At 65.3% G+C, this 15133-nt stretch carries 12 protein-coding genes; 5 read left to right on the top strand and 7 right to left on the bottom strand.

Annotation, left to right across the window (positions count from 1 at the left end):
* Positions 1–82: 82 nt before the first annotated feature.
* Positions 83–739: a ribonuclease T2 family protein gene (locus tag ACZ5BO_RS16160; protein WP_025128303.1), complete on the bottom strand. Its 657-nt coding sequence runs from the start codon at positions 737–739 to the stop codon at positions 83–85.
* Between the two features lie 259 nt (positions 740–998).
* A complete protein-coding gene (nosR, locus tag ACZ5BO_RS16155) occupies positions 999–2330 on the bottom strand; it encodes a response regulator c-di-GMP phosphodiesterase, NosR family (protein ID WP_464701002.1) in 1332 nt (443 codons plus the stop codon).
* A 202-nt stretch (positions 2331–2532) separates the two neighbouring features.
* On the opposite strand from nosR, the gene ACZ5BO_RS16150 reads away from it, so the two are divergent.
* Genes ACZ5BO_RS16150 through ACZ5BO_RS16130 form a run of 5 tightly spaced genes read left to right on the top strand, consistent with a single transcriptional unit; the run spans position 2533 to position 10106 of the window.
* Positions 2533–4440: a putative bifunctional diguanylate cyclase/phosphodiesterase gene (locus ACZ5BO_RS16150; RefSeq protein WP_464701000.1), complete on the top strand. Its 1908-nt coding sequence runs from the start codon at positions 2533–2535 to the stop codon at positions 4438–4440.
* Positions 4437–5438 carry a cytochrome-c peroxidase gene (locus ACZ5BO_RS16145; RefSeq protein ID WP_051586071.1) on the top strand — a complete coding sequence of 334 codons (1002 nt, stop codon included), beginning with the start codon at positions 4437–4439 and terminating at the stop codon, positions 5436–5438. The genes ACZ5BO_RS16150 and ACZ5BO_RS16145 overlap by 4 nt, the downstream gene beginning before the upstream one ends.
* A complete protein-coding gene (locus ACZ5BO_RS16140; protein WP_464700998.1) occupies positions 5435–7240 on the top strand; it encodes a DAHL domain-containing protein in 1806 nt (601 codons plus the stop codon). Before ACZ5BO_RS16145 ends, ACZ5BO_RS16140 begins: the two co-directional genes overlap by 4 nt.
* Positions 7240–8652: an ATP-binding protein gene (locus ACZ5BO_RS16135; protein WP_025128298.1), complete on the top strand. Its 1413-nt coding sequence runs from the start codon at positions 7240–7242 to the stop codon at positions 8650–8652. Before ACZ5BO_RS16140 ends, ACZ5BO_RS16135 begins: the two co-directional genes overlap by 1 nt.
* A gap of 41 nt (positions 8653–8693) precedes the next feature.
* On the top strand, positions 8694–10106 hold the full coding sequence (locus ACZ5BO_RS16130; RefSeq protein WP_025128297.1) for a DUF2252 domain-containing protein: 1413 nt from the start codon (positions 8694–8696) through the stop codon (positions 10104–10106).
* Between the two features lie 9 nt (positions 10107–10115).
* On the opposite strand, the gene ACZ5BO_RS16125 is transcribed toward ACZ5BO_RS16130, so the two are convergent.
* From ACZ5BO_RS16125 to ACZ5BO_RS16105, 5 genes are all read right to left on the bottom strand, one after another.
* On the bottom strand, positions 10116–12686 hold the full coding sequence (locus ACZ5BO_RS16125) for a bifunctional diguanylate cyclase/phosphodiesterase (RefSeq protein WP_464700995.1): 2571 nt from the start codon (positions 12684–12686) through the stop codon (positions 10116–10118).
* Between the two features lie 205 nt (positions 12687–12891).
* Positions 12892–13851 (bottom strand): NUDIX domain-containing protein, encoded by a 960-nt coding sequence (locus ACZ5BO_RS16120; protein ID WP_464700993.1) that lies wholly within the window; start codon positions 13849–13851, stop codon positions 12892–12894.
* Positions 13848–14000 carry a hypothetical protein gene (locus tag ACZ5BO_RS16115; RefSeq protein ID WP_464700991.1) on the bottom strand — a complete coding sequence of 51 codons (153 nt, stop codon included), beginning with the start codon at positions 13998–14000 and terminating at the stop codon, positions 13848–13850. Before ACZ5BO_RS16115 ends, ACZ5BO_RS16120 begins: the two co-directional genes overlap by 4 nt.
* A gap of 67 nt (positions 14001–14067) precedes the next feature.
* Positions 14068–14379, bottom strand: a complete 312-nt coding sequence (locus ACZ5BO_RS16110) for an AzlD domain-containing protein (RefSeq protein WP_464701292.1) — start codon at positions 14377–14379, stop codon at positions 14068–14070.
* Positions 14379–15077, bottom strand: a complete 699-nt coding sequence (locus ACZ5BO_RS16105; protein ID WP_025128293.1) for an AzlC family ABC transporter permease — start codon at positions 15075–15077, stop codon at positions 14379–14381. The genes ACZ5BO_RS16110 and ACZ5BO_RS16105 overlap by 1 nt, the downstream gene beginning before the upstream one ends.
* Between the last annotated feature and the right edge of the window lie 56 nt (positions 15078–15133).

Here is a 15133-nt window from a genome sequence, read left to right as displayed (position 1 = left end):
GGCTCGACAGGCCCGTGGAGGGTGTTCCGGCCGCTCTTGCAGCAACGCCTGTGCAAGGGCCGGCCGGGAATCGAAGCGCGCTTCAGCGAATCGGTGGGATGCGGATATCTCCCGCACGGCACTGGTTCTTCACCCCTTTGCCACAGGCACCGAACGCCAGCTCCCGGGTCAGGCACACCCGTACCTCGGACAGCTCCGGACCGCTGCAGATCACCGCGATGCCGTTGTCGGCAAGCCCAGGGTTGCTCTGGCGAAACTGCTGGGCAATCTCCGTGGCTGGAAAATAACGCACCGCCGTCGAAGGCTGCAGCGCCTCGGGGATCTGCACCTTGGCCAGGGCCTTGTCTGCCGCGTCCAGGTAGCCCATGCCACCCAGGCCGCTGCAGGTGCCGTGCTTGGTCCACTCATGGTTCATCAGCTTGGCCGTGGGAAACAGGGTCAGGCCCTTGGCCCGCTCTTCCTGGGTCAGGGGCGTCAGCGGCGGACAGGACTGCGGCCAGCCGCCCTTGGCGTATTGCGGCCACAGGCCGTGCAGGACAAAACCGTAGCCCTTGCCCGAGCACTGCTCGTTCTCCGGGTGCATCAGGCAGAAGGTCGGCGACCAGGACAGGGTCAGCAGGTAGTAGTCGAAGCTCCCCGCTACCGAGTCCCGCTGCTGCTTGGGTTGTCGTGCATCGCTGATGCCGACCATCCCCAGGGTCAGCACCAGGGCCGCCATCAGGGTAAAAAACTTTCTCATTGTGACCTCTCCTTGGGGAATCGGATCGTCCTGGCCCCGCCATCGGGGTGGAACGGCGTCGGGCCGCCAGACCTTCTTGGCATGCAGCCATTGCAGGAACATGACAGCGGCCGCCTGGCGTCCCCGGTAAACCGGCCAGGCGCAGGAGCGACAAAATACCAGTGAACGCCTGGGCATGCTGGGCTATCGACGCCCGCGAAGGCCACCCGCCCGCCGGCGGCGAAGAAGCGCCGCCCCGGGCCGGGGGAAACCAGGCCCCTCAGGCCTCGGGCACGCTGACAAAGATGCTGTAGCGGCCGCCTTCCATGGCCTCGAACGCGATCAGTTTCTGCACCAGGGGCTCGCTGAGCACCTTGCCGGCATTGAGCAGCAGCATGCCGTTGTCGGCATTGAGGTTGCGCCGCAGCACCATCCCGGCCGCCAGCTCACGGGTCCCCAGGACCCTGACCGTTGGATCATCGACGGTCACATCATTGAGGTAGGCGGCGCAGACCCGGACAAAGTCCTCCACTAGGTTCGGGTCGTACAGGCGGCCGGCGTATTTGCGAATGAACAGCAAGGCCTCGTCGCTGTTCATTCGCCGTTCCAGGATCAGCCCGCACTGCAGTTCGATGAAATCCACCGCCAGCTTCAGCAAGCGAGCCCCCCAGGGAATGGCCTCGCCCTTGAGGTGCTGGGGAAAACCGCTGCCGTCCCAGCGCTCCTGATGATGGAGGATCAGCCGCGCGGCGTCCTGCATCGGCTCCAGCGCCATCAGCACCGACTCGCTCTGTTCGGGATAGGCCCGGTAGCGGGCCTGATCGGTGTGGCGCAACAGGTCGGACGGCGCCCCCAGCATGGTGTCGCTCCAACTCAGCTTGCCGATGTTGTACAGCGCTGCGGCCATGGTCAGGTCGCGGCTGGAGGCCTCGTCCAGGCCCTGGCTTGTGCAGCAGGCGCGTACCAGCTCGATGATCTTGCGGTTGGTCTGCTTGTCCGCGGGCAGGCGCAGGTTGGCCAGCAATGAAAACACCTCGGTGGCGGTCACGTAGCTGTGCTTGAGCTCCTCATAGGCCAGGTCCAGCATGTCGGCGGTCTGTTGCAGCTCGGCGGTACGCGAGACCACCCGCTGTTCCAGGCCGGCATTGCTGGTCTTGAGTTGGCGGTTCTGCTCCAGGACCAGCTGTTGCAAGCGCTTGAGCTCGCGCTCGGCGTGCTGGTGCTCGAGGGTCTGGCGCAGGACCAGCAGCAGTTCCTCGTCGTTCCAGGGTTTGCTCAGGTACTGATGGATCTGCCCGTCGTTGACGGCGTTGATGATGGTGTCCAGGTCGGCATAACCGGTCAGCAGGATGCGCCGGGTTCCCGGACTGAGCTCGCGCACCCGGGCGAGCAAGGTGGCGCCATCCATGACCGGCATGCGGGCATCGCTCATCACCAGGTCGACGGGGCGTTCAGCGAGGATTTCCAAGGCCCTGGCACCGCTGTCGGCCAGCAGCACTTCGTAGGGCTGGCCACGCAGCAGGCGCCTGAGGCTGTTGAGAATCGACTCTTCGTCGTCCACCAGTAGCAGGCTGGGACGCGGGGCCAGGGTGGAGGGCTGTGGCGCTTCCATGTTGCGTGTCTCCCTGTGCTGTACATCAATTGCCGGCCAGGCCGCTCCCGTCACTGGGCAGCTGCGGGGTTGCCCAGACAATCCTAGATGTTTTTTTCATTTTCACCCTCGCCCGGCCCCGGAAAAAAAACCTCTCCCGAGCGCCAGCCCAGTGACTATGCTGACAGCGTTGGACGCACGCTCGAAGCACTAGGGAAAGTCTATGGACGCTGGCTGCGATGCACAGACAAGAGCGCAAGACGCCCCTGAGCCGGCCCCCGGGCGCGTTAACCGGCGAGTGCTGATTGTCGACGACAGCCCGTCGATCCACGAGGACTTCCAGAAGATCCTGGTGCCTGTCCACAACCTCGCGCTGACGCAAGCCGAAGCCCGGCTGTTCGGCAGTGCCACGACCGAACCACCCCCGTCCTTCACCCTCGATTCGGCCTTCCAGGGCCGCGAGGCCCTGGCCAAGGTCGAGTCGGCCCTGGCCCTGGGCACGCCCTATGCCATGGCCTTCATCGATATGCGCATGCCACCCGGCTGGGACGGCCTGGAAACCATCGAACAGTTGTGGAAGGTCGACCCCGACCTGCAGATCGCCCTGTGCACCGCCTACTCCGACTACTCCTGGGAAGCCATGGCCGAACGCCTGGCATTCGGCGACCAGTTGCTGATCCTGAAGAAGCCCTTCGACAGCCTGGAGATCCGCCAGATGGCCAGTGCCCTGACCTGGAAATGGCAGATGGCCCAAGATGCCCGCCAGCGCCTCGACGACCTGCAGCGCATCATCGAGGAGCGGGTCGCGGAGCTGCTCAAGGTGTCCCACCTGTTGCACTACGATGTCCTTACCGGGCTGCCGTCCAGCACCCTGCTGGGGGACCGCCTGGGTCAGGCCATGGCCCGGGCCCGGCGCTACGGCCTGCAGTTGGCGGTGGTGTTCCTCGGGCTGGACCGCTTCAAGCGCATCAACAACGCCCTGGGCTATCCGGCAGGCGATGAGCTGCTCAAGGCCATCGCCCACAGCCTGCAACACAGCATGCGTGAATCGGACTCGGTGTTCCGCTACGGCTCCGACGAGTTCGTGGTGCTGGTCCACGACCTGCACCTGGCCGATCAGGTGCGCGGCGTTGCGCAAAAGCTCCTGGCCACGGTGAACCAGTCCCATGCCATCGCCGGGCACGATCTGCGGGTCACCACCAGCATCGGCATCAGCCTCTATCCCGAGGATGGCCAGGATGCCCTGGCGTTGATCAAGAAGGCCGAGATGGCCATGCGCAACAGCAAGGAGCAGGCGCCGGGCAGCTACGGTTTCTTCACCGAGGACATGACCCGCCGGGCCCGGGAGCAGCAGCACATCGAATCGGGCATCCGCCAGGCCCTGGAGCGCCAGGAGCTGCGCTTGCACTACCAGCCGAAAATCCACCTGGCGACGGGCAAGGTGGTGGGGGCCGAGGCCCTGATCCGCTGGCACCGCCCGCAACAGGGCTGGATCAGCCCGGCGCAATTCATACCGGTGGCCGAAGACTGCGGGCTGATCACCCGCATCAGCCAGTGGGTGCTGACGCAAGCCACGCGCCAGTCGCGGGCCTGGCAAAGCGCCGGGCTCGCACCGATCCGCCTGTCCGTGAACCTCTCGGCCAGCGACTTCCGCCAGCCCCAGTTGATCCAGCAGTTGCAGGGCGCACTAAAGGCCAGCGCCCTGGACCCAGGCTTGCTCGAACTGGAAATCACCGAAGGAGTGCTGATGCAGAACGTCGAGCTCACCCTCAATACCCTGCAGGCGATCAAGGCCCTGGGGGTGCGCCTGGCCATCGACGATTTCGGCACCGGTTACTCCAGCCTGAGCTACCTGCGCCGGTTTCCCGTGGATGTGCTGAAGATCGACCAGTCCTTCATCCATGGCCTGAGCCAGGAACCCAAGGATGCAGCGCTGGTCAGCGCGATCATCACCCTGGGGCGCAGCCTGCACCTGAACGTGATTGCCGAAGGGGTGGAAACCGCCGAGCAACTGGCGTTTCTCAAGCACCAGGGCTGTGAAGAAGGCCAGGGCTACTACTTCAGCAAGGCCCTGCCCGCCGAGGATTTTGCCCGGCTACTGGCTGCACAACCCCTAGGGCACCGCCCATGACGGCGATCCTCGAACGCCGCGTCGGTCAACGCTCCGGTGGCCTGCGCCGACTGGGCCTGCTGTTGTTCTGGGCAGGGCTTGGCGCCGGCCTGCCCGCCCACGCAGCACCGCTGGACGAGCCGCTCAAGCCCTTGCCCGCGGTGCCGGCCCTGGATCGGCAGCGGGTCGAACTGGGGCGGCGACTGTTCAACGAACCGCGCCTGTCACTGGACAACAGCCGGTCCTGCGCCAGTTGCCATTCCCTGGCCCAGGGCGGGGCCGACGGCCGTCCGCGGTCCCTGGGAATCAACGGGCAACTGACCCGGGTCAATGCCCCCAGCGTGTTCAATGCCGCGCTGAATTTCCGCCAGTTCTGGGACGGCCGGGCCGAGACCCTCGAAGCACAGATCGACACTGTGCTGCAAAGCCCCATCGAAATGGGCAACAACTGGCCCAACCTGATCCACACCCTGAACCAGGACAGTGGCTACCGGCAGGCCTTCGGCGAGCTGTACCCGGACGCGATCACTGCCGCCAACGTGCAGGATGCCCTGGCGACCTATGAAAGAACCTTGCTAAGCCGCAACTCGCGGTTCGACCAGTATCTGGAAGGCAATACCGAGATCCTCAGCCTGGAGGAAAAGTACGGTTACCAGCGCTTCAAGGACTACGGCTGCATCGCCTGTCACCAGGGGGTCAACATCGGCGGCAACATGTTTCAGAAGTTCGGCGTGATGGGCGACTACTTCGCCGCCCGGGGCAACCCCGAGGCGGCTGACCTGGGACGCTTCCAGGTCACCGGCGACGAGCAGGACCGCTACGTCTTCAAGGTGCCCAGCCTGCGCAACGTCGCCGTCACCGCGCCCTACTTCCATGACGGTTCGGCCCAGAGCCTGGAACAGGCGGTGGAGGTGATGTTCAAGTACCAGTTGGGGCGTAACCCCAATCCTCAGGACACGAGCCTGATCGTCAAGTTTCTCAAGACCCTCACCGGCGAATGGCAAGGCAAGCCCCTATGAAACTGCCGCGCCGGCTGCCGGCAGCACTCCTGACCCTGGTCACCCTGGGCTTGGCCCTGACGCTGGCGTTCCTCTACCTGAAAAGCATGATTGGCCAGCCTTCGAACTATGCCCTGTCACGGGACCTGATCGGCCATATCAAGCAACTGAACGCACAGTGGGAAACCGAAGTGCTCAAGGCCCGGATCGCCATCACCCACGACTACGACCCGCTGGTGGTTCCGCTGCAGCAGATCAACCAGATCTGGAGCCACTTCGATCAAGTCTCGACGCGGGGCCACACCGACCCGGCGGCCTGGCAAGCCAGCCGCCAGGCGTTCCTCGACGCCCTGCGGGAAAAGGCCGAACTGGTGGAGCGGTTCAAGTCCCACAACTCCGTGCTGCGCAACTCCCTGGCGTTCCTGCCCACGGCCGAAGACGATATCCAGCGCCAACTGGCCGGCCTGGACGATCAACAGCGGCTGCTGCAGCAGAACATTGCCATCGACACCTACGACCTGCTGCTCAGCAGCCTGGAGTTCGCCCAGGTGTCCAGCGACGACAAGGCCGCCGATATCCTCCTGGGGCTGAACAAGCTGGCGGTCAACAAGGAGCGCCTGCCCGAGGCAATGCACGATCCGGTGGACATCCTCAGCAACCATGTCTCGGTGATCCTGCGCGAACAGCCGGTGGTCAATGAACTGCTGGAGCGCATCACCTCGATCCCGGTGGCCGAGCGCCTGGACGCCATCACCGACCTGCTCAACCGCGACCAGTTGCAAGCCGACCTGCAGGATCAGAAGTCCCACCAGTACCTGCTGGTGTTCTCGGCGCTGCTGATTGTGTTGATCCTCTACCTGATCGTCCGCCTGGTGCGCAGCTACGGGGTCATCCGCCGAGTGAACACGGCCTTGCAGAGCGCCAATGAACACCTGGAGCAACGCGTCGAGGAACGTACCCGGGAACTCAAGGAAGCCCAGAGTGAACTGCTGGACACCGCGCGCCAGGCCGGCATGGCGGAAATCGCCACCAACGTCCTGCACAACGTTGGCAACGTGCTCAACAGTGTCAACATTTCCAGCGAGATCCTCAGCCGCAAACTGCGCACCAGCAAGGCCCTGGGCCTGGGCAAGGCGATGCAGCTGGTCAACCAGCACCGCGCCGACCTCGGGCATTTCTTCAGCCAGGACGAAAAGGGCAAGCTGCTGCCCGACTACCTCAACCAGCTGGTGGAAGCCATTGCCGGCGAGCAGCAGAGCATGAGCGCCGAGCTCGCCCAGCTTGGGCGCAGCGTCGACCACATCAAGGAAATCGTCGCGACCCAGCAGTCCTACGCCGGGGCCTCACGCCTGATCGAACCGCTACGGGTGGCCGACTTGATCGACGATGCCCTGCGCATGAACTCCGGGGCCTTGGCCCGGCATCAGGTCGCCGTGGTCAAGGACTACGAGCAGGTGCCGCCGGTGATGGGCGACAAGCACCGCCTGCTGCTGATCCTGATCAACTTGATCAGCAACGCCAAATACGCCATGTCCAACCTCGAAGACCAGCCCAGGACCCTGACCCTCAGTGCCCGGGTGATCGAAGGCAAGACCTTGCGCATCAAGGTCAGTGACCAGGGCGAAGGCATCGCCCCGGAGAACCTGACGCGAATCTTTGCCCACGGTTTCACCACCCGCAAGGAAGGCCACGGTTTCGGCCTGCACAGTTGTGCCCTGGCCGCCGTCGAAATGGACGGGCAGTTGAGCGTGCACAGCGACGGCCCGGGCCTGGGCGCCACCTTTACCCTGGACATTCCACTGATCAGCGCCGAGGGCCAATGATGGATGAGCTGAACAACCGCCGTATCCTGCTGATCGACGACACCCCGTCGATCCACGAGGACTTTCGCAAGATCCTCACCCCGGCCCCTGACGACGACCAGCACCTGGACGACCTCGAGGCCCAGCTGTTCGGCGCCCAGTCCCGCCCCCGCCAGCAAGCCTTCGAGCTGGATTCGGCCTACACCGGCCAGGAAGGCCTGAACAGGGTCTGCCAGGCCCTGGACCAGCAACGCCCCTATGCACTGGCCTTCGTCGACATGCGCATGCCCCAGGGCTGGGACGGGGCGCAGACCATCGAACGGCTCTGGCAACAGGACCCGCGCCTGCAGGTGGTGGTGTGCACCGCCTACTCCGACTACTCCTGGGAAGACCTGCTGGAGCGCCTGCAAGGGCACGACCGCCTGCTGATCCTGAAAAAGCCCTTCGACAACATCGAGGTCCAGCAGATGGCCAGCACCCTCACCAGCAAGTGGGAAATGACCGCCCGCGCGCTGTTGCAGATGCACCACCTGGAGCACCTGGTGGAACAGCGCACCGAAGACTTGAAACAGGCCGGAGTGGCCCTGCAACAGGAAATCGACGAACGCAAACTGCTGGAGAACCAGTTGGTGCAATCGGAGAAGCTGGCGTCCCTCGGTCAACTGGCAGCAGGGGTTGCCCATGAAATCAACAACCCCATCGGTTTCATCTCCTCCAACCTTGGCAGCCTGGCAGGTTACCTGCGCCAACTCGAGCAGATGCTCGCCGCCTATCGCCAGAGCGAAGAGGCAATCGCCGCACCGGAGCTGCGCAAACAGCTGCAGAGCCTACGGGAAAGCATCGACCTGGACTTTCTGCGCGAAGACATTCCGCTGCTGATCAAGGAATCCAAGGACGGCATCGGCCGGGTCGAACAGATCGTCAAGGACCTGAAGAACTTCTCCCGGGTCGACACTGATCAACAATGGCAACTGGCGGACCTGCAACAAGGCATCGACTCGACCCTGAACATCGTCGCCAACGAGCTCAAGTACAAGGCCGACGTGATCAGGCACTACCAGCCACTGCCGCAGATCGAGTGCCTGCCCTCCCAGCTTAACCAGGTGGTGATGAACCTGGTGATGAACGCCGCCCAGGCCATCGGCCCGGAGCGCGGCACCATCACCCTCAGTACCGGCGTGGAGGGGCAGCAGGTCTGGCTGGAAGTGAGCGACACCGGCGCCGGTATCGACCCCCAGCACCTGCAGAAGATCTTCGACCCGTTCTTCACCACCAAGCCGGTGGGCCAGGGCACCGGCCTGGGCCTGTCGCTGTCCTACGGGATCGTCAAGAAGCATGGCGGACAGATCAGCGTCCGCAGCCAGCTCGGGGCCGGCAGCACCTTTCGCCTGGAACTGCCGATGCGCCAGCCCGCCGCCGCGCCACACACCTGAACCGCCGACAACACTGCCCTGCCCTCCCACAGGAGACTCCCATGCGCCGTCCCAATGACCCGATCAAGCAGGGCAAGGCCGCCCGCAGGCACTGCCCGCGCAGCTCGCACGCGGACCCCGGGCAGATCAAGCGCGATCCCTTGCCCTTGATCGAAGCCTCGAGCCAGGGCCGGGTGCAGGCCCTGGTGGCGCTGCGCTATGGGCGCATGCTGGTGTCACCCTTCACCTTCTACCGCGGCAATGCCCTGCTCCAGGCCCATGATCTTGCAACCACGCCGGACATGGGCCTGCGTTCGATCATCTGCGGCGACTGCCACCTGATGAACTTCGGCGGTTTTGCCACCCCCGAGCGCAACCTGCTGTTCAGCGTCAATGATTTCGACGAGGTCCACCCCGGCCCCTGGGAATGGGACCTCAAGCGCCTGGTGGCGAGCTTCTTGATTGCGGCTCGCCACCTGCGCCATGGCACCCGTGTCGAAGAGCGGGTCTGCCGCGAACTGGTGGGAGCCTATCAGCGCAGCATGGCCACCTGTGCCGGGCAGAGCGCCCTGGAAGTCTGGTACGACGCCCTGACCCAGGACAACCTGCTGCTCCAGGCCCAGGACAACCGTTCGGCCCTGGAGCATTTGCAACGGGCCATCGACAAGGCCGCGCGGCGCACCCACGCCGGCCTGCTGCCGAAGATCAGCGAACGTGACAGCCAGGGCCAGCTGCGGATTCGCGATGACTTGCCGGAGATTTTCCATCTGCACAAGGAAACCTCGCTGCTCGATGAAGGTGACGACTGGCTGCGCCTGGAAGACTGGCGGCCGCTGTACGACACCTTCATGCGTGACTATCGCGGCACCTTGCAGGCCGACCGGCGCGACCTGCTGTCGCGCTTCAATGCCTGCGACCTGGCGTTCAAGGTGGTGGGCGTGGGCAGTGTCGGCACCCGCTGCCTGGTGGCGCTGCTCACCGACAGCCAGCAGCGACCGCTGTTCCTGCAGTTCAAGGAAGCCCGGCACTCGGTGCTCGCCGGCTATGTGGGCGAACGCTCGCGGCCACGGCACAACGGCCAGCGGGTGGTGGAAGGCCAGCGCCTGATGCAGTCCGCCAGCGACCTGTTCCTGGGCTGGACCACCGGGCCCAATGGCCGGCACTTCTACGTGCGCCAGTTGCGCGACATGAAAGTCTCGGCGGAACTGGAGACCTTCGACGAAGACACCTTCGCCGCCTATGCCCGGGTCTGTGGCCGGGCCCTGGCCCGCGCCCATGCCAAGGCCTCGGGACAGGCGCCGCTGATCAGCGGCTACATCGGCAAGAGCGACACCCTGGCCGAGGCCCTGTGGCACTACGCCCAGGCCTATGCCACGCAGAACGAGCGGGATTTCGAGCGCTTCCAGCAGGCCTGCCGCCAGGGCCGGCTGCAGGCCCGTTCTGAAGCCGACTTTGCCGCCGACCACCTGCCCTGAGGCCCCTGCTCACAGGATCGAGCGCGAGGCCCGGGCGCCAGCATCGCACAGCGCCAGCAGCGCTGCGCTGTCCAGGGGCGGGCTCAGGTGCGGCCCCTGGGCTTCGTCGCAGCGGATGTCGCGCAGCACCCTGAGCTGTTCCGGGGTTTCCACCCCTTCGGCAATCACCCGCAACGACAGGGCATGCCCCAGGTCGATGATCGCCTCGACAATGGAGCGAGCCGTGTCATCCTGGCTCAGTCCGGCGACGAAGCTGCTGTCGATCTTCAAGCCGTCCAGGGGAAAGGTCTGCAGGTACTGCAACGCCGAATGGCCGGTGCCGAAGTCGTCCAGCAGCAGGCGCACCCCCAGGGCCTTGAGCCCCTGCATGATGCCAAGCACCTGCTGGCTGTTGTCCAGCAGCGCCTTGTCGGTCATGTCCAGTTCCAGCCGTGAAGGGTCAATGCCGCTCTGGCCGAGGACCGTTCTGACCTGGGCCACCAGTTGCCCACGCTGGAACTCGGTGGGCGACAGGTTGACCGCCACCAGCAGGCGCTCGGGCCAGGTCCGCGCGGCGCGACAGGCAGCGTGCAGCACCCAGTTGCTCAGCGGCAGGATCAGGCCGGTGTCCTCGGCCAGCGGCCCAAACACCTCCGGCCCCAGCAACCCATGCTGGGGGTGCTGCCAGCGCACCAGGGCCTCGGCCCCCACCAGTTGCCCGTCGCCCAGGCGGTAGCGCGGCAGAAACTGCAGGAGCAGTTGGTCCTGCTCGATGGCATGGCGCAGGTCACGCTCCAGGCGCCGTCGCTCGATGATCCGCACATTCATGTCGGCGGCATAGAAACGCCAGGTGCTGCGGCCCGCGGCCTTGGCCTCGTACAGGGCGATATCGGCGAAGCGCAGCAGTTCTTCGGCCAGAACGGCATCGGTCGGGGCCCTGGCAATGCCGATGCTGGCACTGATGAAGACTTCGTGTTCGGCAATGTAGAACGGCTCTTCGATGCGCTCGATCAGGCGCCGGCACAGGCCCTCTATTTCAGGCGCGGTCACCTGCCCCGGCACCACCAGGACGAATTCGTCGCCACCGACCCGGGCCACCAGGTCCTTGCTGCGCAGGCACTGGGACAGACGCTGGGATACTTCGTGCAGCACCTGGTCGCCGGCCGCGTGGCCCAGCAGGTCGTTGACCGGCTTGAAGCGGTCGAGATCGACGCTGAGCATCAACAGCGGTTCCTGCAACGTCGGCGGCGTCAGCAGCTTGCCTTCGAGGAACTCCTGCATCCGGGTGCGGTTGGCCAGCCCGGTCAGGGCATCGTGCTGGGACAGGTACTCGATGCGCCGTCGAGCGGCGACTTCTTCGGTGATGTCGCTGGCGGTGCCACGGTAGCCGCCGACGGCCATGGCCCGGACCGAGAGGCGGCAAACCCGTGGTTGCCCCTGGCCGTCCTCGTAGGCGCACTGCAGGATCGCCTGGGAGCGGCGTTCCGGCGCCGCCAGCCAGGTGCGCAACGAGCCTTGCTCGGGTTTGAGCAGGTCATTCATCGGGCTGCCCAGGGCGGCCTCTCGCGCCAGACCGGTGACCGCCTCGAAACGCTCCGACAGGTAGGTGAAGCGCAACTGCGGATCGACCTCCCAGATCCAGTCGGAGGCTGCCTCGGCGACATCGCGAAAGCGCTCCTCGCTGGCGGCCAGGGCCGAGCGGCTGGCGCGCAAGGCCTCGACCTGCTGGTCCATGACCTGGGCCGCGGCACCGGCCCGGCGCAGCAGGAACAGGGCCATCAGCCCCACCAGCAGGCCGGCCAGCAGCAACAGTGGCATCACCAACACCAGCAGCTGGTGCCCCGGGCGCGCCGGCCGCCACTGCAGGGTGCCGGCCCCGTCGGGCAAGGCCAGGGTTGGCAGGCCGTCGGCCGGTGTGCCCGGGGCCACTTGCAACTGCTCGATGCCCATGCCCTGCCCCAGGGCCAGCAGGCGTGCCGGGTCCAGCCGGGCGACAAAGATCAGCACCGACTGCGGTCCGGCATCGGGCCGCACTTGCGGGTCGTTGCCCGGGCTCAAGATGTCGGCCACTGCCAGCGCCGGGGTGCCGGCGATCGACAGGTAGCGCTGGCTGGCCTGGCCGCCGGCCGTGCGCCGGGCCTCCTCCACCAGGGGCGCCAACTGATCCCCCAGCCACTGGCCAGCATCCATCGACTCCAGGCGCCCGGCCACCAGCGAGTAGACGGTGTGTCCTCTGGGGTTGACCACGAACACCCCGTCGAACCCCAGTTCGCGGTACAGGGTGGGGCCGAAGTTCTGCCGGGTGTAGGCCCAGTCGAGGTCGACGCTCAGGTGCAGGTACTGGTAGGCGTCGCCCCACAGGGCGTAGTCCTTGAGGGTGGTACGGGCATTGGTGTCGAAGGTCTGCAGGGCCTTGTCGATGTCCAGGCGGTTGTGCCGCTCGGCAGCGAGGTTCTGATCGAAGGCGATATACACCAGCAGCACGCCGGTAAACAGAAACAGCGCCAGCAGCAGGCCCGAGCATCCGAGCAAGGTGGCTCGAGTCAGCGCCCGGTTGGAGGTGCTGCGACCTGAAGAAGGATCAAGACCGAGATTTTCCATAATGCTCCAGGCGCCATGGCGACAAACCGACCGGCATGGTTCAGACCGCGCCGGGCCTTTGACGAAGCTCCCGCTTGCCTATTGACGATAGACAGTATTTTCCCGCCAAGCGTGAAGAAACGCCCGGAACCGGGCGCTCAGGGCCATGGCCAGGCCCTCAAGCGCCGGCAGCGGATCCAGCCCCGGCCAGGACCATGGCCGGGGATCAGGCCTGTTGCGCCTGCGGGACAATCACCGGCAATTGTTCAACCTGCTGATAGATCCCCAGGCCCAGGCGCTCACCGATGCTGACCATGGCATCGGCGCCCGCCGACGGCCCGCCGATGCGCAGCACCGCGTCGCAGCGCTCCAGCAGGCGCTCGGCGTAGGCATGGAACTGCGCGTTGTACACCGCATCGCCGACTTCGAGCGAGCCTGCCAGGCGGGTCAAGGGCAGCGCCACCCATTCCCCCAGCACCGGAAAGTGCCCCGCTGCCAGCACCTGGGCCGCACACCGCTCCATGGCCTCGACGTTGTCAGCCAGCCGGGCCGGGTCATCCTCGGTGCCGGAACGATAAGGCCCGGCCACCAGCACCATCAGGCTACGGGGCTTGAGCAAGTGCAACTGCAGGTACTGCAGCAGCATGATGGTCTTGCCGTCGACGATCTCCCCGGAACCGATCATCGCCAGGGCCTGCTCGAAGTCCAGTTCCAGGACCTCGATATCCTCCCCTTCGTGTTCCAGGCCACCGCCTGCGTTGACCCGATCTTCGGCCTGGTAGCGGCCGATGAAGAAGTGCACCCGCTCGGTCACCGAACCCGGGCTCATGAAGGCATCGAAGACCTTCTGCACCGCCTGCACCCGGTAGCCGGTCTCCTCCTCCGCCTCCTGGCGAATGCGCACCTCGGGGCTGGCGTTGTCCAGCAGGCCGGCGGCGGTCTCGATCAGGTAGCCGCTGTGGTCGTTGACAAAGGCCGGCATGCGAAACTGCCGGGTCAGCAACACCGTGCGCTGTTCAAGGTTGTACAGCAGGATGGTCGCGCCATTGCCCCGGTCATAGACCTCGCGGACCTGAGGCTGCCAACTGCCGTCGCGGCGACGCAGCTCGAAGCTGAATTTCTTCAGCACATACCAATTGCTGGACAGCAACTCCTCGCCGGTGACGCGGATCGATTCCTCGCTCATGGCTGTACCTCCCGCTCCGGCAGGCGGTCGCCCAGCGACGCCTGGAGTTCGGCGATCAACTGATCGCTGGGAGGCGGCGGGTTGATCTTGCCGCTGGCGGCCTTGTCCCAACAGGTCTCAAGGTCGATATCGTGGGGAAACTCGTTCATCCGATGCATCCGTTGCGGTGGTCAGGTGGCCTGGGCCAAAGGGGCTACAGGCTACCTCAATCCCCCCTCAGAGCCACCAGCGCAGAAGGAAAAAGAAACCCATGCTCAGCAGCATGCTGACCAGGGTATTGCGGGTGTAGATCACCAGCGCGATGGCCACCAGGGAGCTCAACAGGTAAGGGTTGTCCCACTGCAGGTTCAACTGGTGGTCGGGCATGAACACGATCGGCCCGCAGATGGCGGTGAGCATTCCCGGCACCGCGAAGCCGAGGAACTGCCGCGCATTGCTGCTCAGGCGCAGCGGCAGGCGCGGTTCGAGGAACACATAGCGGTTGAGAAAGACCAGCAGGCCCATGCCCAGAATCACTGCCCAGACCATCATGTGCGCCCCCGATACAGCTTGTTGCAGAGAAACCCCGCAGTCATGCCCGCCAGGCCCGCGAGGACCAGGGCCGAGCCCCATTGCCAGTAGCTGAACAGCACCGAGCAGAACAGCGACACCGCGACGCAGACCACCGTGGGCAGGTTGCGCACCAGCGGCGTGATCAGGGCGATGAAGGTGGCGGCAATGGAGAAGTCCAGCCCCAGGTGCTCCAGCCCGGGAATGCTCTTGCCCAGGACGATGCCCAGCAAGGTGAACAGGTTCCACGCCACATAGAAGGTCAGGCCCACGCCCAGGGCGTACCAGCGGTCGAATTGCTGCTTGTCATGGGCGCTGGTCAAGGCGAACAGCTCATCGGTGAGCAAGAAGCCCAGGCCGACCCGCCAACGGCCGGGCAAGGGCGAGATCACCGAGCGCATGCTCATGCCGTAGAGCAGGTGCTGGGAGGTCAGGAGCAAGGTGGTCAAGAGGATCGAGAAGATCCCCGCGCCGCCCTTGAGCATGCCGATCGCAACCAGTTGCGCGGCGCCGGCAAACACGATGCTCGACAGGCCCTGGCCCTGCAGTGGTGTGAGATTGGCCTCGATGGCCATGGAGCCCGCCAGCAAGCCCCAGGGCGCAGTGGCCAGGGACAGCGGCATGATGGCAATGGCACCGCGCAAAAAGGCGGCGCGGGGAAGAAGAACGCGGGTCATAACAGCCTGCACGCAAGAAACGGACAGTGACTGTGCCAGCCCGCCGCACGGCTGGC

This window comes from Pseudomonas sp. FFPRI_1 (assembly GCF_055384485.1).
Note: the sequence above shows the minus strand (reverse complement) of the source record. Positions and strands in the feature narration are given on the sequence as shown.